This window comes from Microbacterium pullorum (assembly GCF_014836535.1).
Classification (GTDB): Bacteria; Actinomycetota; Actinomycetes; order Actinomycetales; family Microbacteriaceae; genus Microbacterium; species Microbacterium pullorum.
Genome location: NZ_JACSQP010000002.1, coordinates 354479 through 372186 on the forward strand (window position 1 = coordinate 354479; position 17708 = coordinate 372186).

20 protein-coding genes are annotated in these 17708 nt (G+C 70.6%); 11 read left to right on the forward strand and 9 right to left on the reverse strand.

The window, feature by feature from the left end; translation table 11 throughout:
• Genes H9651_RS04355 through H9651_RS04380 form a run of 6 tightly spaced genes read left to right on the forward strand, consistent with a single transcriptional unit; the run spans position 1 to position 4637 of the window.
• Complete coding sequence (locus tag H9651_RS04355; protein ID WP_191717865.1) at positions 1–249, forward strand: exodeoxyribonuclease VII small subunit; 249 nt, start codon at positions 1–3, stop codon at positions 247–249.
• A complete protein-coding gene (locus H9651_RS04360; RefSeq protein ID WP_191717866.1) occupies positions 249–887 on the forward strand; it encodes a DUF4245 family protein in 639 nt (212 codons plus the stop codon). The genes H9651_RS04355 and H9651_RS04360 overlap by 1 nt, the downstream gene beginning before the upstream one ends.
• A gap of 44 nt (positions 888–931) precedes the next feature.
• Positions 932–1546, forward strand: a complete 615-nt coding sequence (locus H9651_RS04365) for a carbonic anhydrase (protein WP_191717984.1) — start codon at positions 932–934, stop codon at positions 1544–1546.
• A gap of 37 nt (positions 1547–1583) precedes the next feature.
• Positions 1584–2978 (forward strand): class II fumarate hydratase, encoded by a 1395-nt coding sequence (locus H9651_RS04370; protein ID WP_191717985.1) that lies wholly within the window; start codon positions 1584–1586, stop codon positions 2976–2978.
• Between the two features lie 10 nt (positions 2979–2988).
• A complete protein-coding gene (locus H9651_RS04375) occupies positions 2989–3987 on the forward strand; it encodes a sensor histidine kinase (protein WP_318244753.1) in 999 nt (332 codons plus the stop codon).
• On the forward strand, positions 3984–4637 hold the full coding sequence (locus tag H9651_RS04380; RefSeq protein ID WP_191717867.1) for a response regulator transcription factor: 654 nt from the start codon (positions 3984–3986) through the stop codon (positions 4635–4637). The genes H9651_RS04375 and H9651_RS04380 overlap by 4 nt, the downstream gene beginning before the upstream one ends.
• Positions 4638–4824: 187 nt before the next feature.
• On the opposite strand, the gene H9651_RS04385 is transcribed toward H9651_RS04380, so the two are convergent.
• From H9651_RS04385 to H9651_RS04395, 3 genes are all read right to left on the reverse strand, one after another.
• A complete protein-coding gene (locus H9651_RS04385) occupies positions 4825–6159 on the reverse strand; it encodes a PhoH family protein (RefSeq protein WP_191717868.1) in 1335 nt (444 codons plus the stop codon).
• A gap of 199 nt (positions 6160–6358) precedes the next feature.
• Entirely contained in the window at positions 6359–7477 is a 1119-nt protein-coding gene (locus H9651_RS04390; protein WP_191717869.1) for an aminotransferase class V-fold PLP-dependent enzyme, read from the reverse strand.
• A gap of 42 nt (positions 7478–7519) precedes the next feature.
• Positions 7520–8299, reverse strand: a complete 780-nt coding sequence (locus H9651_RS04395) for an isoprenyl transferase (RefSeq protein ID WP_191717987.1) — start codon at positions 8297–8299, stop codon at positions 7520–7522.
• Between the two features lie 114 nt (positions 8300–8413).
• Here H9651_RS04395 and trhA point away from each other — a divergent pair, with 114 nt between their 5' ends.
• The gene (trhA, locus tag H9651_RS04400; RefSeq protein WP_191717988.1) at positions 8414–9106 is read left to right on the forward strand and encodes a PAQR family membrane homeostasis protein TrhA; all 693 of its coding nucleotides are present in this window, start codon (positions 8414–8416) and stop codon (positions 9104–9106) included.
• Here trhA and H9651_RS04405 read toward each other — a convergent pair whose 3' ends face one another.
• Positions 9107–9379: a hypothetical protein gene (locus tag H9651_RS04405; RefSeq protein ID WP_191717870.1), complete on the reverse strand. Its 273-nt coding sequence runs from the start codon at positions 9377–9379 to the stop codon at positions 9107–9109. It abuts the gene before it with no gap.
• 66 nt (positions 9380–9445) lie between these two features.
• On the opposite strand from H9651_RS04405, the gene H9651_RS04410 reads away from it, so the two are divergent.
• Together H9651_RS04410 and greA are read left to right on the forward strand one after the other, a co-directional pair.
• Positions 9446–9844, forward strand: a complete 399-nt coding sequence (locus tag H9651_RS04410) for a DUF4307 domain-containing protein (protein WP_191717871.1) — start codon at positions 9446–9448, stop codon at positions 9842–9844.
• Positions 9845–9931: 87 nt separating this feature from the next.
• Positions 9932–10423 (forward strand): transcription elongation factor GreA, encoded by a 492-nt coding sequence (gene greA, locus H9651_RS04415; protein ID WP_191717872.1) that lies wholly within the window; start codon positions 9932–9934, stop codon positions 10421–10423.
• A gap of 15 nt (positions 10424–10438) precedes the next feature.
• On the opposite strand, the gene ilvA is transcribed toward greA, so the two are convergent.
• Both ilvA and H9651_RS04425 read right to left on the reverse strand, forming a co-directional pair.
• A complete protein-coding gene (gene ilvA, locus H9651_RS04420; RefSeq protein WP_191717873.1) occupies positions 10439–11665 on the reverse strand; it encodes a threonine ammonia-lyase in 1227 nt (408 codons plus the stop codon).
• Positions 11662–12849 (reverse strand): AI-2E family transporter, encoded by a 1188-nt coding sequence (locus tag H9651_RS04425; RefSeq protein ID WP_191717874.1) that lies wholly within the window; start codon positions 12847–12849, stop codon positions 11662–11664. Before H9651_RS04425 ends, ilvA begins: the two co-directional genes overlap by 4 nt.
• 77 nt (positions 12850–12926) lie before the next feature.
• Here H9651_RS04425 and H9651_RS04430 point away from each other — a divergent pair, with 77 nt between their 5' ends.
• Both H9651_RS04430 and H9651_RS04435 read left to right on the forward strand, forming a co-directional pair.
• Positions 12927–14228 carry a winged helix-turn-helix domain-containing protein gene (locus H9651_RS04430; RefSeq protein WP_318244754.1) on the forward strand — a complete coding sequence of 434 codons (1302 nt, stop codon included), beginning with the start codon at positions 12927–12929 and terminating at the stop codon, positions 14226–14228.
• Positions 14225–15130, forward strand: a complete 906-nt coding sequence (locus H9651_RS04435) for a hypothetical protein (protein WP_191717876.1) — start codon at positions 14225–14227, stop codon at positions 15128–15130. The genes H9651_RS04430 and H9651_RS04435 overlap by 4 nt, the downstream gene beginning before the upstream one ends.
• A gap of 6 nt (positions 15131–15136) precedes the next feature.
• On the opposite strand, the gene H9651_RS04440 is transcribed toward H9651_RS04435, so the two are convergent.
• From H9651_RS04440 to H9651_RS04450, 3 genes are read right to left on the reverse strand one after another with little or no spacing between them, the layout of a single operon-like run.
• Positions 15137–16204: a DNA glycosylase AlkZ-like family protein gene (locus tag H9651_RS04440; RefSeq protein WP_191717877.1), complete on the reverse strand. Its 1068-nt coding sequence runs from the start codon at positions 16202–16204 to the stop codon at positions 15137–15139.
• Between the two features lies 1 nt (position 16205).
• On the reverse strand, positions 16206–17093 hold the full coding sequence (locus H9651_RS04445; RefSeq protein WP_191717878.1) for a M48 family metalloprotease: 888 nt from the start codon (positions 17091–17093) through the stop codon (positions 16206–16208).
• A 38-nt stretch (positions 17094–17131) separates the two neighbouring features.
• Complete coding sequence (locus tag H9651_RS04450; RefSeq protein ID WP_191717879.1) at positions 17132–17701, reverse strand: LemA family protein; 570 nt, start codon at positions 17699–17701, stop codon at positions 17132–17134.
• Between the last annotated feature and the right edge of the window lie 7 nt (positions 17702–17708).

Consider the following 17708-nt stretch of genomic DNA (forward strand, 5'->3'; position numbering starts at 1 on the left):
ATGGACGGCATGACTGCCAGCGACGCCGCGACCCCCGACGACGTCGCCGCCCTCTCCTTCGAGCAGGCCCGCGACGAGCTCGTGCGCGTCGTCGCCGAACTCGAACAGGGCGCACCGACCCTCGAGCAATCGCTGGCCCTCTGGGTGCGTGGCGAGGCCCTCGCCGCCCACTGCGAGCAGTGGCTGCTCGGCGCCAAGCGACGCCTCGACGCCGCCCGCTCCGACGCGCAGGCGCCCGAGGCATCGTGATGGCCTCCTCCCCGCGCATCGTCGCCGAACTCGGCCGCCCCGAGACGCCCGAGGAGACGGCGGCCCGCAAAGCCGAGTCCTCGCGGGTGCACCGCACCAGCCGCACCACCCGCAACCTGGTCGCCGCTCTCCTGGTGACCCTCGCGGTCGTGCTCGTGATCGTCTTCGGCGTCCCGCGTGGTGCCATACCGCCCGCCGAGCCCATCGACGTCGCCACCGAGGCCGCCGAGGTGGCGGCATCGCTGGACCGCACCGTGGTCGTTCCCGACGCGCCCGACGACTGGACGGTCAACCGCGCCACCGTCGACGGCGACGGGGCGACCCGCGCCTGGACCGTGGTCTACGCCCCGCAGCGCGGCTTCGTCAACGTCGCACAGGGCTTCGACGCCGACGCCGCCTGGACCTCGCGCATGCTGTCGGGCCGCTCGGCGACCGACACCACCACGATCGACGGCATCGAGTGGACCGTGTACGAGATCTCCGACCCGTCGTCGAACGCGAACATCTCGTATGCGCTGAGCACCCCCGCCGGCGCCGACACCGTCATGATCTACGGCGCCACCGACGCCGACACCGCCGCCGTGGTAGCCGCGAGCCTCGCGGACGACGTGCGCACCCTACGCGAGGAGAACCCGTGACCGAAACGACGCCGCGTCCCACCCCGCAGCAGGCCTGGGATGAGATGCAGCTGGGCAACGCCCGCTTCGTGGCAGGCGAGCCGCGGCATCCCCGTCAGAACGTCGAGCGCCGTCACGAGACCGCCGGCTCGCAGTTCCCCCGTGCGGCCCTGTTCGGCTGCTCCGACTCGCGTCTGGCAGCCGAGATCATCTTCGACGAGGGTCTGGGCGACCTGTTCGTCATCCGCAACGCCGGTCAGGTCATCTCGGAGTCCGTCGTCGGCAGCCTCGAGTACGCCGTCGCGGTGCTCGAGGTGCCGCTGATCGTCGTGCTCGGCCATGACGCGTGTGGCGCGGTGCGCGCCGCGATCGACTCCACCTCGATGGATGCCCCCACCCTCCCCGTGCACGTGTGGCGCCAGATCGCGCCCATCGTGCCCGCCGTGCGGCGCGTGCTGCGCGACGGCAAGGAGGCCGGCCTCACGCCCGAGACCGTCGACGCCGACCATGTGGGTCGCGAGCACCTGCGCGAGACCATCGCCGGGCTCCTGCAGTCGTCGGAGCTCATCAGCGAAGCCATCGCCGAGGGACGCGTCGCGATCGTCGGCGCCAACTACCGCCTGTCCGAAGGCACGGCCGTCCCCGACGTGATCGTGGGCGCGGTCGTCGCCGACGCCTGACCAGAATTTCGAGCAAGGAAACGAGGACGTGACCGCCATGGCAGAGACCGAATACCGGATCGAACACGACACGATGGGCGAGGTGCGGGTGCCCAAGCATGCGCTGTACGCCGCCCAGACGCAGCGTGCCGTCGAGAACTTCCCGATCTCGGGCACCGGCCTGGAGTCGACCCAGATCGCAGCCCTCGCGCGCATCAAGAAAGCGGCGGCGCTGGCCAACAAGCAGCTCGGCACCCTCGACGGTGCCATCGCCGACGCGATCGCCGCGGCCGCCGACGACGTCATCACGGGTCGGTACGACGAGCATTTCCCGGTGGACACCTACCAGACCGGCAGCGGCACGTCGTCGAACATGAACATGAACGAGGTGCTCGCGAACCTGGCGACCGCCAAGCTCGGCGCCACGGTGCACCCCAACGACCATGTCAACGCCTCGCAGTCGTCCAACGACGTCTTCCCGACCTCCGTGCACATCGCCGTCACGCAGGCGCTCATCGACGACCTCATCCCGGCGCTGGACCACCTCGCGGTCGCCCTCGAGGCCAAGGCCGAGCTGTGGAAGGACGCCGTGAAGTCCGGGCGCACCCACCTGATGGATGCCACGCCCGTCACCCTCGGCCAGGAGTTCGGCGGCTATGCACGCCAGATCCGCCTCGGCATCGAGCGCGTGGAGGCCGTCCTCCCCCGCGTCGGCGAGGTGCCGCTGGGCGGCACCGCCGTCGGCACCGGCATCAACACGCCGCTCGGGTTTCCGCAGAAGGTCATCGAGCTGCTGGCATCCGAGACGGAGCTGCCGATCACCGAGGCCAAGGACCACTTCGAGGCGCAGGCCAACCGTGACGCGCTGGTCGAGGCCTCCGGTGCCCTGCGCACCATCGCGGTGTCGCTGACGAAGATCAACAACGACCTGCGCTGGATGGGCTCCGGCCCCAACACCGGTCTCGGGGAGCTGCACATCCCCGACCTGCAGCCCGGTTCGTCGATCATGCCCGGCAAGGTCAACCCGGTCGTCCCCGAAGCGACGCTCATGGTGTGCGCCCGGGTGATCGGCAACGACGCCACCGTCGCATGGGCGGGCGCCTCGGGCTCGTTCGAGCTCAACGTCGCCATCCCGGTGATGGGCACCGCGCTGCTCGAATCGATCCGGCTGCTGTCCAACGCGATGCGGGTGCTCGCCGACAAGACCATCGACGGCCTGCAGGCCGACCTCGAGCGCTCGGCCGCGTTCGCGGGCATGTCGCCGTCGATCGTCACTCCGCTGAACAAGCTCATCGGCTACGAAGCGGCGGCCAAGATCGCCAAGCACGCCGTGTCCCGTGGCATCACGGTGCGCGAAGCCGTCATCGAACTCGGGTACGTCGAACGCGGCGAGCTCACCGAGGCGCAGCTCGACGAGAAACTCGACCTGCTCTCGATGACCCGCCCGGGTTGATAATCGGAGAGTGAACCGCACGCCACGGCACGGCCGCGCGCAGCGCCGCATCCTGGGGATCATCCTCGGGGTCGCCGGGGCCGGCTTCGTGATGGCCGGTGCCGCGACCATTCTGATCTTCACCCTCGGCGGCGAGGTGCAGCCCGCGCGGCTGGCCCTCGCGATCGGCGCGTACGCGGTGTCGGCGATCGTCGGCCTCGCGGCGGTGGGTGTCGCGTACTGGCTGGCCGCGCAGCCCACCGCCGACGCACCTGCCGTCGAGGGCGACCCCGCCGAGCAGCGGGAGGCGTCCTTCGATGCGCAGCGTCGGCTGCTCGACGACGTGCGTCACGAGCTGAAGACCCCCATCACGATCGTGCGCGGCCACCTCGAGACGATGAAGCCCGATGACCCCGCCGATGTCGCCGCGGTACGCGACATCGGCATCGCGGAGCTGGATCGCATGACCCGGCTGGTCAACGACATCGACCTGCTCGCCGCGGTCGAGGGCGACTCGTACTCGTTCTCGATCATCGATCTCGCCGCGCTCACCCAGCGGGTGAGCGAGCTGGTGTCGGTCATCCCCGGTCACGGCTGGACGGTGGAGCACCGCGCCGTCGGGCGCATCCGAGGCGACCGTGACCGCCTGCTGCAGGCCTGGCTGCAGCTGGCCGACAACGCCGCCAAATACACCCCCGACGGTTCGTCGGTCGAGATCGGCAGCGCCCTGCACGCCGACGGCGCACAGCTGTGGGTGCGGGACCACGGCCCCGGCATCCCCCCTGCGTCACGGCACCGCATCTTCCGCCGTTTCGACCGCGCCGCCGGCAAGCGCAGCGTCGGCGGTTCGGGCTTGGGACTTGCGATCGTGGATACGATCGCCCGCGCGCACGGCGGTCACTGTACTGTTGCGGACACACCCGGCGGCGGGGCGACCTTCACGATCGCCGTGCCGCTGGGAACGGGAGGCGCCGCCCCCGCGCCCGTGCGGGCCGGCGATGTTGTGTTGCAGAGAGAGGCAAGCGCATGACGCGCATTCTGGTCGTCGACGACGAGCCTCACATCGCCGCGCTGGTCGGGCGCGCATTGACGGCCGAGGGGCACGACGTGGTCGTCGCCGAAACCGGCCCCGATGCGCTCACCCGCGCCGTCGAGCCCGACATCGACCTGGTGGTGCTCGATGTGGGTCTTCCCGGCATGGACGGCCTCGAGGTGCTGCGGCGCCTGCGCGCCCACGGGTCGACCGTGCCCGTCATCATCCTCACCGCCCGCTCGGGCACGCGGGACACCGTCGACGGGCTGGATGCCGGCGCGAACGACTACGTCTCCAAGCCCTTCGTCGTGGCCGAGCTGCTCGCCCGCGTGCGCTCCCGTCTGCGCGAGAGCGCGGCCGCCACCGGCATCATCACCCGCGGCGACGTCACCCTCGATGTGCTCGCCCGCCGCGCCACGATCAACGACCGCGAGGTGGATCTGTCGGCGCGGGAGTTCGCCCTGGCCGAGCAGTTCCTGCGCAACGCCGGCGAGGTGCTCAGCCGTGAGACGCTCCTCAGCCGCGTCTGGGGCCTCGACTTCGATCCGGGCTCCAACGTCGTGGACGTCTACGTGCGCTACCTGCGTTCGAAGTTCGGCCCCGAGCGCATCAGCACCGTGCGCGGTGCCGGCTACCGCTGGGAGTGACCGCCCGCGCGGCACCTGATGCTCCCGCCAATGCCGAGAACCCCCGGGCCTGAGGCGCCGGGGGTTCTCGTGGGGCGAAGCTGGGGGTCTTCGCGCTTCCGCTTCTGCGGTACCCCTATGGTCACGCATGTGAGCGGCAGATGGGACCCCTAAGCCATGAGATTGTTCTCATTCTGCTCAATCCTCATCAACTGAGCTCCCCCGACTCCAGCAAGTCGGTCACCAGCGCCGCGATGGCCGACCGCTCCGAGCGCATCAGTGTGACGTGCCCGAACAGGTCGTGGCCCTTGAGCGTCTCGATCACCGAGGCGACGCCGTCGTGGCGGCCGACGCGCAGGTTGTCGCGTTGCCCGACGTCGTGGGTGAGCACGACGCGGGAGTTCTGCCCCACCCGACTCAGCACCGTCAGCAGCACGTTGCGCTCGAGCGACTGCGCCTCGTCGACGATCACGAAGGCGTCGTGGAGCGACCGTCCCCGGATGTGGGTGAGCGGCAGCACCTCGAGGATGCCGCGCGCGATGACCTCTTCGACCACGTTGGCCGAGACGATCGAGCCGAGCGTGTCGAACACCGCCTGCCCCCACGGGCCCATCTTCTCCTGCTGGTCGCCGGGCAGGTAGCCGAGTTCCTGCCCACCCACGGCGAACAGCGGGCGGAAGACGATGATGCGCTTCTGCTGCTGCCGCTCCAGCACCGCCTCGAGTCCGGCGCACAGCGCCAGCGCCGATTTACCGGTGCCGGCACGTCCACCGAGCGAGACGATCCCCACCTCGGGATCCAGCAGCAGGTCGATCGCGATGCGCTGCTCCGCGGAGCGGCCGTGCAGTCCGAACACCTCCCGGTCGCCGCGCACCAGCCGGTAGCCGCCGTCGCCGGTCACCCGCCCGAGACCGGATCCGCGTTCGGAGTGGATGATGAGCCCGGTGTTCACCGGAAGCCCCGTGACGGCGTCGCTCGTGGCCACCTCGGTCTCGTAGAGGTCGCTCAGGTCGTCGCCGGAGACGTCGAGGGTGGCGATGCCCGTCCACCCCGAGTCCACCGCCTGCTCGGCCAGGTACTCCTCCGCCGGAATGCCCAGCGAGGCGGCTTTGACACGCATCGGGAGATCCTTGGACACGACCGTGACCTGCTGACCTTCCTGCGCGATGTGCATCGCGACGGCGAGGATGCGGGTGTCGTTGTCGCCGAGGCGCATTCCTGCAGGAAGCACCGTGGGGTCGGTGTTGGTCAGCTCCACCCGCAGCGTCCCGCCGGTGCCGACCGGCACCGGGAAGTCGAGTCGGCCGTGCTCGACGCGCAGCTCGTCGAGGTGACGCAGCGCCTGCCTCGCGAAGTACCCGATCTCCGGGTCGTGGCGTTTGCCCTCGAGCTCGGTGATGACGACGACGGGGATGACGACGGAGTGCTCGGCGAAGCGGAAGAACGCGCGCGGATCACTCAGCAGCACCGACGTGTCGAGCACGTAGGTGCGCAGATCCTGGTCGTCCGTGATGCCGGCGTGTGCGCTCCGGCTCTGCTGCATGTGTGGTGCTCGTGTGGTCACAACCCACTCCCGACCCGGGTGTCCTCCCGGCAGTCACGAGTCGACCATGGGCCACGAGTCGCGGTCGTTCAGGCCGACTCGGACGGGCGCCTTGCCCGCTGGCAACAAGGTACGTCGCGTGGCCCACGCGACGGTTACCGACACGCCCGGGGTGTGTGACGGTGAGATGACGTTCTGGTCAGATCCGGCGGGAACCGGCGAACTCGGCCAGCGCGTCGGTCAGCATCCGCAGCGACTCCGCGCCGTTGCCGGCGTGGGCGCCGATGCGCACGAGTCCCGAACGCAGCGACACCGCCACCGCGTGATTGACCATCGCCGCGGCCAGGGGCGCGGTGTCGTCGGGTGAGGGCGAGAGGGAGACGATGCCGGCGTGGCGCTGCGGGTCACGCGGGGTGACCACCGGAAGACCGTACTCCTCGGCCACCGCGGCGATGTCGCTCGCCCGGCCGCGGACGATCTCGGCGATGCGGGCGACCCCGGCGTCGCGCACCTCCCGCAACGCGGTTGCCAGGCGGGCGGCGGCGAGGTGGTCGGGCGCAGTCACGGCGAAGGCCTGCGCGCCCTCGACGGGCGCTGCCACCGGAAAAGACCCCATCACTCCGCCCGCGGCGGTGAACCCCGACAGCACCGGCGAGATGCGCTGCACGGCCCGGTCGGAGAACGACGCGAAGCCCGTGCCGCGCCCCGCGCGCAGCCACTTGTAGCCGTTGGCGCAGACCACGTCCGCGGCGCTGTAGTCGGCATCCACGACACCGAAGCCCTGCATGGCGTCGACGATGAGCAGCCGGTCGCCGATGACATCGCGCAGCGCGGTCAGGTCGGCGACATAGCCGGTGCGGTAGTCGACGAGGCTGACGGCGACGGCGGTGATGTCGTCGGTGAGCGCGTCGCGCACGGCTTCGGGCGTGACGAACCCGCCGGCGGGGTCGAACCAGTACGGTTCCGCGCCGCCGAGCGCGCTCGCGCGCTGTGCGGTGACGGTGAGGCTCGGGAACTCCCGCGACGAGATCAGAATGCCGCCGGAGAGGCCGTAGATCGCCTGCTGCAGCCCGTGCGACGTCGACGCCTGCAGGGTGACGTGCTCGACGGTGGTGTCCAGCAGCTCCGCCAGCAGCGCACGCGCTTCGTCGGCACGCGCGAACACGAGGTCTATGCCGCTCGTGCGCCCCGCTCCCAGCAGTTCCGCGTCGGCCTGCGCCTCGGCGCGCACCGAGGGGGAAAGCGGCCCGAACGCGGCCCAGTCGAGGTACCCCGGCTCCGCGTCGAACGAATCAAGATACGACTCCAGCCCGGTCACCTCACCATTGTCTCACGGCGGGCCGCCCGGTCGCATGACCGGTCAGCCGCCGAAACGCCGATCCCGGGTCGCATAATCGCGGATGGCGCGCAGGAAGTCGACTTCGCGCAGGTCGGGTCCGAGCGCCTCGACGAAGTAGAACTCGCTGTGGGCCGACTGCCACAGCAAGAAGTCGCTCAGCCGCTGCTCCCCCGACGTGCGGATGACGAGGTCGGGGTCGGGCTGTCCCCCGGTGTACAGGTGCTCCCCGATCTGCTCGGGCGTGAGGCTGGCGGCGAGCTCTTCGAGCGACCCGCCGTTCTCGTCGTGCTGGGCGATGATGCTGCGCACGGCATCCACGATCTCGCTGCGCCCGCCGTAGCCGACCGCCAGGTTCACGTGCAGACCGGTGTTGTCGCGGGTGCGCTCGTCGACGTCGGCCAGCACGCGGGCGAGCTCCGCCGGCAGCAGGTCGGTGCGACCGACCGGGCGCACCCGCCATCCCGGCTCGTGCGAGAGCTCTTCCGCCAGCTCGGCGATGATCTCGATGAGGTCGGCGAGCTCCTGCGAGTCGCGTTTGCGCAGATTGTCGGTGGACAGGAGGTAGAGCGAGACCACCGGGATGCCCAGGTCGTCGCACCACCGCAGGAACTCGTGCATCTTCGCCGCTCCCGCGCGATGACCCTGCGCGGCACTGGCGTAGCCCAGCTGACGCGCCCAGCGGCGGTTGCCGTCGATCATCATCGCAACGTGGTGCGGCACGGTCGCCCCGGCGAGCTGACGGCGCAGGCGGGAGATGTACAACCGATAGAGAAGGCCGCGCCCCTCGTTCGCCCCGCGCATGCTCACCCCCTAACGCTATCGCTCCGGCTCGACCGCACGTGCGAACCGACGACGGCATACGGCGACGGTTAGGCTGGAGGCGTGTCGCGACGCATCAGATCAGAGGGCGCTCACATGCCCGAACTGCCGCTCATCGACGCCGGCGCCATCAGCGCCCACGTCGAACTGAAACCCACGTGGCGCGGCTGGATCCACGCCGCCACCTTCCCCGTCGCGATCGCCGCGGGGATCGTGCTGATCAGCGTCGCACAGGGGGCTCCCGCCAAGTGGGCCTCGGCGGTGTTCATGCTCACGTCGCTGCTGCTGTTCGGCAACTCCGCCCTGTACCACCGCTTCAACTGGCAGCCCCGTACGTTGGCGGTGCTCAAGCGCATCGACCACGCGAACATCCTGCTGCTCATCGCCGGCACCTACACCCCGATCGCGGTGCTGGCGCTGCCCACCGATAAGGCCGTGCTGCTGCTGTCGCTGGTGTGGGGCGGCGCGATCCTCGGCATCCTGTTCCGCGTCTTCTGGATCGACGCACCGCGCTGGCTGTACGTGGCGCTGTATCTCGTGCTCGGCTGGGCCGCGGTGATGTACCTCGGCGACCTGCTGCAGGCCAACGTGGCCATGATGGTGCTCGTGGTCATCGGCGGATTGCTGTACACCGGCGGTGCCGTGGTCTACGCGATGAAGAAGCCCAACCCGTGGCCGGGCCACTTCGGGTTCCACGAGATCTTCCACGTGTGCACCGTGCTGGCGTTCCTCTGCCACTGGGCGGCGTGCCTACTCATCGCCCTGCACCCGGCCTACCACGCGGGCTGATCAGGAGCGGGGTGCTCCGGTGTCATCCGGGCCGCCGACGTCGCCGGTGCGCTCGCGCTCCTGCGCATCGAGGTCCTCTCGCACCTCGTCCCGATACCGGCCACGACGCACGCGGCGCAGCATGTCCCACACGAGCAGGATGACGGCGACCGTGATGAGCGCGATGGCGACGAAGCCCGCAGGCCCGGGGGTGACCAGTTCGGGGTCGACGGTGGACTGCGGAGTCGGCACCGACGCCGCGATCACAGCGAAGATGTCGATCGCAGCATGCATGGGAGAAACCTCGTTCCGCGCCGGAGCGCCTAACCTTGGATCAAGCCTAATCTCACGGAGACACACATGACGACGCAGCAGGCGCTGCTGGACGAGCGGTACGGCCGACGCACGTCCCGCCGCGCGACACGTGCGTGGTGGATCATCGTCGGCGTCGTCGGCCTGGCCGCCACGGTGGCGCTGGGCTGGTCGACGGTCGCCACGAGCATGGCCTCGGTCGATGCGGATGCCACCGGTTACGCCATCGTCGACGATCGCACCGTCACGATCACCTTCCAGGTCGTCGCCCCGACCGACGGCACCGTCGCGTGCGCACTGGAGGCGCAGGACGAGGAACACGGCGTGGTGGGCTGGCGCGTCGTGGAGCACGAGGTCGAAGGCGGCACGGCCGTCGCCTTCACCGAAACCGTTCCCACGGTCGCCGAGGCCACAACGGGTTTGCTTCACTCCTGCTGGGTCGCGTAGCATTTCCAGCACGTATCACGCCCCGGCTGTCGCCGGGGCGTTTGGCTTAGGCCCGAGCATCACCCCCCGCCCCTGAAGGAGAACGCTGTGTCCACCGACGCCCCCGAGACCTTCCTCACGCAGGATGCCTACGATCGCCTCGTCGCGGAGCTGGAGCACCTGTCGACCACGGGCCGTGAGGATATCGCCAAGCGCATCGAAGCCGCGCGCGAAGAGGGCGACCTCAAGGAGAACGGCGGCTACCACGCGGCCAAGGACGAGCAGGGCAAGCAGGAGGCGCGCATCCGCACGCTCCAGCACCTTCTTAAGAACGCCAAGGTCGGCGTCGCCCCCGAGTCCACCGGTGTCGTGGAACCGGGAACCGTCGTCACGGCCGTCGTCGCCGGCGGCGAAGAGGTGTTCCTCCTCGGCAACCGCGAGATCGCGGCGAACTCAGAGCTCGACGTCTACAGCGAGGCCTCGCCGCTCGGGACGGCCATCCTCGGTCTCAAGGAGGGCGACTCGACGTCGTACACCGCCCCCAACGGGCGTGCGATCCCCGTCGAGATCGTCAAGGTCGAGACCTACACCGGCCAGTGATCGGGCCTGCCCGGCTCAGTCGGGCAGGATCGTCGCGGTGTAGCCCGCGTCCTCCAGCGTCGAGATGACGAGAGCGCGGTGCTCCGTGCCCCGCGTCTCCACGCTCAGCTGCAGGATCACCTCGCTGATCTGCAGTCCCTGACCGTGTCGGGTGTGCAGCACTTCGATGACGTTGGCGCCGGCGATCGACAGCAGCTCCGACACCCGGGCGAGCTGGCCGGGTCGGTCGGGCAACGGGATCTGCAGCGTCATGTAGCGACCGGATGCCGCGAGCCCGTGGGAGACCACGCGCTGCAGCAGCAGCGGGTCGATGTTGCCTCCGGAGAGCACCACCACCGTCGTACCCGAGGCCTGCACCTTGCCGGCGAGGATCGCCGCGACGCCCGCGGCTCCCGCCGGCTCCACGACCTGCTTCGCCCGCTCGAGCAGCAGCAGCAGGGCGCGGGCGATGTCATCGTCGGTGACGGTGACGACATCGTCGACGAGCTCGCGGATGATCTCGAACGGCACGTCGCCGGGGCGCGCGACGGCGATGCCGTCGGCGATCGTGGGGGTCGTCGCGACCGCGAGCGGGTGCCCCGCCTGCAGTGACGACGGGTAAGCGGCCGAATTGGCCGCCTGCACGCCGATCACCCGCACCGTGCGGCCTTCGGCCGCCGCGCGGGCCTTGACGGCCGCGGCGACACCGGCGGCCAGCCCCCCGCCCCCGATGCCGAGGACGACGGTGTCGAGGTCGGGCACGTCGTCCCACAGCTCGAGGCCGAGCGTGCCCTGACCGACGATCACGTCGGCGTGGTCGAACGGATGGATGAGCACGGCACCGGTGCGCTCGGCGAACTCCGCAGCCAGGCGCAGCGGGGTCTCCACGGTGTCACCGTCGAGGATGACCTCCGCGCCGTAGCCGCGGGTGGCCAGGAGCTTGGGCACCGGCACCCCGAGCGGCATGAAGATGGTTGCCTTGATGCCGAGCTTCTGCGCCGCCAGGGCGACGCCCTGCGCGTGGTTGCCGGCGGAGGCGGCCACCACGCCCCGGGCGCGCTCCTCCGACGTCAGTCGTGACAGCCGGTAGGTCGCGCCGCGGATCTTGAACGAACCGGTGCGCTGCAGATTCTCCAGCTTGAGCCGCACGGGCACGCCCAGCAGGTCGCTGAGGTGGTCGGACTCTTCCAGCGGGGTGCGCACGATCACGCCGCGCAGCGCCTCGGCGGCATCCTCGATCTCCGCCAGGGTGGGGGTGGTCACGCGGGGTTCCTCCAGTCGCGGGGCACAGTGCTCCAGATGAGTTCGTCGGGGCGCGCGGGTGCGCCGGTCTCCCAGCCGCGCCGGGACAGGTAGATCCAGACGACGTTGACGAACGCCGCCAGTGGCACCGCGAAGAGGGCGCCGGGGATGCCGCCGACCATCGCGCCACCGGCGACGACGAGCACGACGGCGAGCGGGTGGACCTTGACGGCCGAGCCCATGAGCAGCGGCTGCAGCACGTGGCCTTCCAGCTGCTGCACGCCGAGCACCACGACGAGCATCCAGAACGCGATCCACGGCCCGTTGTAGACGAGCGCCAGGAACACCGCGAGGGTGCCCGTGAGGACGGCGCCGACGAACGGCACGAAGGCGCCGAGGAAGACCAGCACCGCCACCGGGATCGCCAGCGGCACGCCGAGGAGAAAAGCACCCAGGCCGATGCCGATCGCATCGATCGTCGCGACGAGCAGCTGGGTACGCGCGTAGTTGATGATGCTGACCCAGCCGGCACGGCCCGCGCCGTCGACGGCGGTGCGCGCGCGCTGCGGGAACAGCCGCACCGTCCAGCGCCAGATGCCGCCGCCGTCGGCGAGGATGCACAGCAGGATGAAGATGGTGAGCAACGTACCGGTGGCGACGTGGCCCACGGTGCTGCCGATCGCGAGGGCCCCCGACCACACCAGCGAGGCCTGCTGCTCCATCAGCTGAAGGCCCTGGTCGAGCAGCCCGTCGATCTGTCCGGCCGTGAGGTGCAGCGGACCTGCGATGAGGTAGTCGCGCAGTCGGTCGATGGCCTCGACGGTGCGCCCCTGCACCGACGACAGCTGCCGGCTGACCTGCCACACCGCCAGCCACAGCAGTCCCGTTGCGACGGCGAGCGTGCCCACGACCGAGATGACGATCGCCAGCCACCTGGGCATGCGACGGCGCAGCATGAAGCTGAACACCGGCCAGATGAGTGCGGTCACGAGAATCGCCACGAGCAGCGGGATCACCAGCAGCTTGAGCTGGATGACCAGCCAGATCGCGACCCCGATCGCGGCCGCGATCACGAGGAACCGCCACGCGTATGCCGTCGCGATGCGAAGCCCGTTGGGCAGGCCGGCGGCGATGTCGCTGGTCGTGTTCTTGCGCCGCACGGCGTCGAAGAAGACGTTGCGCGGCTTTTCGTCGGAGCCGGTCACCTCGTCATTCTAGAGTCGCCCGCTCGGCGTCCGATGCGCGCCCGCCGGTGTCGGAGCGTCTCGCTAGGCTGTGCGCCGTGTCCCTGACCCCCACCCCGAAGCGCTCCGCCAGGCTGAGTGGCGCCGAGGCCCGGCGCATCGCCCTGGCCGCGCAGGGCTTCACCCGACAGCGCCCGGCGGTGGTGGGGACGCGCCAGCTCAACCTCGCGCTGGCACGCATGGCGACCCTGCAGATCGATTCGGTCAACGTGTTCGCGCGCTCGCACTATCTGCCGCTGTTCTCCCGGCTGGGCGCCTACGACACCGGTCTGCTCGACCGGCTGCTGTTCGCCCGCCGCGCGCCGTACACCGAGTACTGGGCGCACGTGGCGTCGTTCATCCCCCTCGGCGACTGGGGCCTGTTCGCGTTTCGCCACGACGACCTGCGGGCCCGCTACGGGCAGCGCGCCCAGCGGTGGTTCCACGAGCACCGCGGCGTGGTCGAAGATGTCCGGGCGCAACTCGCCGCGCGAGGACCGCTGCGCCCCGCCGAGATCGACCGCGAGACCACGACGGCGCAGCGCGGCCCCTGGTGGGACTGGGACGCCGTCAAGCGCGCGCTGGAGTACCTGTGGCTCTTCGGCGAGGTGGCCGTCGCCGGCCGACGCGGCTTCGAGCGCACGTACGCGCTCGTCGAGCATGTGATCCCGGATGCCGCGAGAGCCCCGGTCCCGCGCGAGGTGGCGATCCGCGAGCTCGTGGCGCGCGCGGCGGCGGCCTACGGCGTCGCCACGGCATCCGATCTGGCCGATTACTGGCGCCTCGCCGACCGGCCCGCGGTGCTGCGCGCGATCACCGACCACGTCGAGGCCGGCACGCTGGAGCCGGTGACGGTGGCGGGCTGGCAGACCGCGGGGCGGCCGGCCGCGGCCTGGCGGCATCGCGATGCCACGCTCCCCCGGCGCCTCGACGCGACGGCCCTGCTCACGCCGTTCGACCCGGTGGTGTGGTTCCGTGACCGCGCCGAGCGTCTGTTCGACTTCGAGTACCGCATCGAGATCTACACCCCGGCGCACAAGCGGCGCTACGGCTACTACTCGCTGCCCGTTCTCGTGGGCGACGACATCGTGGGGCGCGTCGACCTCAAGGCCGATCGCGCCCGGTCGACCCTGCTCGTGCAGTCGGCGTGGTGGGAGCACGGCCGGCCCGCTCACGCGGCCGAGCGCCTGGCGCAGGAACTGCGGCTGGCAGCCCGCTGGCAGGGCCTGGAGCGCGTGTCGGTGGGGCGGTGGGGTGACGCCACCGACGACATCGCCGACGCGCTCAGCGGAGCCCTGCGCCACGAGCGGACGACCGCAGAACCCGCGCCCGTGCCCGTCGGCGATACGGTGGAGGGGTGAAGCGCGGCCCTCTCATCGCCCTCGCCGCGACCGGTGCGGCCCTCGTGATCGCGGCGGGCGTCATGGTCTTCGCCCTCACCCGCCCCGAATCCGCCGACGCCGTCGCCGAGCGATACCTGCAGGCCCTTGCGACCGGGGACGTCGACGCGGTCGCCGCGCTCCTGGCCGAGCCCGACGAGACGGTCCTCGCCGCGTTCGCGGCCGCCGACGCGTACCTCGCCGATCCCGTCGTCACCGATGCGGTCGCCGGCGAGGTCGGAACCGGCTTCCGTGCCGAGGCCGCACTCGACGGCGCCGACACGACCGTACTGTTCACGCTGACCGACGAATCGGGCACCTGGACGGTGACCGACAGCCTCGCCACGATCGACGTGGCGACCACGCTCGGCGACGCCGTGAGCATCGGCGATGCGGTGCTGCCGCTGGGCGAGGAAGGCGTCGTATCGGTGCTGCCGGCGGTGTACACGCTGCAGGCCGCCCCGACCGATTTCCTCGACGGTGCCGCCACCGTCGCCGCCACGAATGCGCAGCCGCTCTCCGCCGCGATCGATGCGAGCCTCTCCCCCGACGCCGCTGCGCGCGCACAGCCGCAGCTCGACGCCTACGCCGACGCCTGTGTGGCTCCGGCCGAGACCCTGCCCGACCGCTGCGGTCTGCAGGTGCCGTGGCCTGCCGACCTCACGGCGCTCGACACGCTCACGACCCGCATCGACACGTATCCCGTGCTGCAGATCGACGACGCCGCGCTCACCTTCACCGCATCGGGCGGTTCGGTGGTCGTCACCGCGGCGGGCACCGACCGCGAGGGCACCGCGGACTCGGTGACCTACCGCACCGACGATTGGACGCTGCGCGGCACGGTGTCCTTCGCCGGGGACGAGCTGGTGCTGACGGTCTTCTGAGGCCGGTCACGCCAGCCCCTGCACCTCCAGCCCCAGCCACGCCGCGAGTTCGCCGACCTCCCGCTCCACGGCCTCGCGAGCGGCCTCGTCGAAGCCGACCTCCTCGTGCACCGCGTTCACGCGGAACACCCCGGCCTTGCGGTCCGCCTTCGCGTCGAGCTTCCCGATGAACCGGTCGCCGTGCAGGATCGGCAGGGCGAAGTACCCCCAACGACGCCGGGCGGCCGGCTTGTACATCTCCAGCACGTACTCGTAGCCGAACAGGTCCAGCAGCCGGGCACGGTCGGCGGCGATGCGGTCGTGCGGGGAGACGAGCACGGTGCGTCCGGCGAAGGCGCCCTCGAGCGCCCCGGCATCCACGCGCCACTGCCCCGCCACCCCCGTGACCTGCGCGGGCACGCCGACGTCGTCGCCCACCGTCTTCGTCCGAGCGATGCCGAGGGCCCCCAGCCGGCGTTCGCTGCGTTCACGGCGGGCCGCGGCTTCCGGCACGTCGGGCAGGTCGGCGGGGTAGACGCGTTCGGCGAGGTCGAACAACCGCCCCTTCGCATCGCGCCCCCACACGGCGACGTCCCCGGTGCCCACCAGGATCTCGAGCATCTGCTGCGCGTTGCGGCTGTGCGTCCAGCCGCTGGAGCGCCACGACACCTGCGCCGTGTCGGGCACCTCCGCGGCGTGCAGCGGACCCTCCGCCCGCAGCAGCGCCATCACATCGCGACGGAAGCCGTCGTTGGCGTGCAGCCACGCCCGCGTCCCCTCGTCGCGGGGACGACGGGCCATGTCGTGGCGGTGCAGCGGCAGGTCGGACATGAGCCGGTAGAACCCGTCCAGTTCGAACAGGTCGCGGTCCGCCTCCACCGCCTGACGCAGATCCGCGGGCTGGTAGGGCCATCCGAGCCGGCTCCACAGGATGTGGTCGGCGCTGGGCATGATCGCCGCCGTCGGCTCGATGTTCACCGCGCCGAGGGCGTAGACCGTCTCCACGATGCCGGCGGGCCGCGGCGCCGACAGCAGCTGCGCCCGCACTGCGAGCCGTCGCGCGTCGCGCGGTGACAGCTCGAGCGGCGCGGTCACGCTAGAACTCGCCGCCCATGGTGTGCAGCCGCTCGATGCGCGACGCGATCGGCGGGTGCGTGTCGAACAGGCGCGCGACGCCGCCCGGGCGCAGCGGGTCGGCGAACCACAGGTGGGCCATCGCCGTGTTGGCCCTGCTCAGCGGCTGCGCGTTCGTCTCGAGCTTCGCCAGCGCCGATGCCAGCCCATCCGGATCGCGGGTGGTGAGGGCGCTCGTGGCATCCGCGAGGTACTCCCGCTGACGCGAGATGGATGCCTGAACGACCCCGGCCAGCAGCGGGGCCACGAGTGCGGCGACCACCCCGAACAGCAGGAAGACCAGCTGCGACTGTCCATTGCCGCTGCGGCGGCCTCCCCCGAAGAAAGCGAATCGCAAGGCGACGTCGGCGAGCATGCCGACGGCGACGACGAGACCGAACACGATGAGCGAGACGCGGATGTCGTAGTTGCGGATGTGGGCCAGCTCGTGGCCGAGCACCCCTTCGAGCTCGCGGTCCGTCATGAGCTCGAACAGCCCCGTCGTCACCGTGATGGCCGCTTCTTCGGGCGTGCGCCCGGTGGCGAAGGCGTTCGGAGCCGGATCGTCGACGACGTACAGACGCGGCATCGGGGTGCCCGTCGCGATGCACAGGTTCTCCACGATGCGGTGAAAGCGAGGCGCGTCGGTCTGCGAGACCGCCACGGCGCCCGACAAGGCCAGCGCCTCACGGTCTGCGAAGAAGTACTGCACGGCCGCGTAACCGCCCGCGGCCACGAGCACGAATGCCGTGATCCACCAGTTGTTGCCGGCGAGCCAGCCGGCGGCGAGGCCGAGCAGCCCCAGCACCAGCACGAACCCGATCAGGATGAACCAGGTGTTGCGCTTGTTGCGGGCGATCGCCGAGTACACCGGGGCCTCCGATCAGGCGAGGATCGCCCCGGCTCGCATCAGAACTGCACGCGGGGCGGCTCGGAGATGGCGGCGCCGTCGACGACCTCGAAGAACTCGCGCTCGTGGAATCCGAGGTTGCGGGCGAAGAGGTTGTTCGGGAACACGCGGATCTTCGTGTTGAGTTCCCGCACGCCGCCGTTGTAGAACCGGCGCGACGCCTGGATCTTGTCTTCGGTGTCGACGATCGACTGCTGCAGGTGGAGGAAGTTCTGGCTGGCCTGCAGCTGCGGATAGGCCTCCGCGACGGCGAACAACGACTTCAGCGCCTGCTGCATGTGGCCCTCGGCGACACCCGCGTCGGCGGGCCCGCCTGCGGCGAGGGTCTCGGCTCGAGCGCGGGTGACGTTCTCGAACACCGCCTTCTCGTGCGCCGCATACCCCTTCACCGCCTCGATGAGGTTGGGCAGCAGGTCGGCGCGGCGTTTGAGCTGCACCGTGATGTCGCTCCACGCCTCGTCGACGCGCACGTTCAGCGCGACGAGGGAGTTGTAGGTCGCCCACAAGTAGACGCCGACGGCGACCACCAGTGCGACGACGATCAGTACCGGGATCAGCCATTCCCACATGTGTCCG

Bases quoted from the DNA above. Each gene is read 5' to 3' on its own strand.
- H9651_RS04380 (WP_191717867.1), top strand. From the start codon at position 3,984: ATGACGCGCATTCTGGTCGTCGACGACGAGCCTCACATCGCCGCGCTG.
- H9651_RS04355 (WP_191717865.1), top strand. From the start codon at position 1: ATGGACGGCATGACTGCCAGCGACGCCGCGACCCCCGACGACGTCGCC.
- H9651_RS04410 (WP_191717871.1), top strand. From the start codon at position 9,446: ATGACGACGCAGCAGGCGCTGCTGGACGAGCGGTACGGCCGACGCACG.
- H9651_RS04360 (WP_191717866.1), top strand. From the start codon at position 249: ATGGCCTCCTCCCCGCGCATCGTCGCCGAACTCGGCCGCCCCGAGACG.
- H9651_RS04370 (WP_191717985.1), top strand. From the start codon at position 1,584: ATGGCAGAGACCGAATACCGGATCGAACACGACACGATGGGCGAGGTG.
- H9651_RS04405 (WP_191717870.1), bottom strand. From the start codon at position 9,379: ATGCATGCTGCGATCGACATCTTCGCTGTGATCGCGGCGTCGGTGCCG.
- H9651_RS04395 (WP_191717987.1), bottom strand. From the start codon at position 8,299: ATGCGCGGGGCGAACGAGGGGCGCGGCCTTCTCTATCGGTTGTACATC.
- H9651_RS04365 (WP_191717984.1), top strand. From the start codon at position 932: ATGCAGCTGGGCAACGCCCGCTTCGTGGCAGGCGAGCCGCGGCATCCC.
- trhA (WP_191717988.1), top strand. From the start codon at position 8,414: ATGCCCGAACTGCCGCTCATCGACGCCGGCGCCATCAGCGCCCACGTC.
- H9651_RS04385 (WP_191717868.1), bottom strand. From the start codon at position 6,159: ATGCAGCAGAGCCGGAGCGCACACGCCGGCATCACGGACGACCAGGAT.
- H9651_RS04450 (WP_191717879.1), bottom strand. From the start codon at position 17,701: ATGTGGGAATGGCTGATCCCGGTACTGATCGTCGTCGCACTGGTGGTC.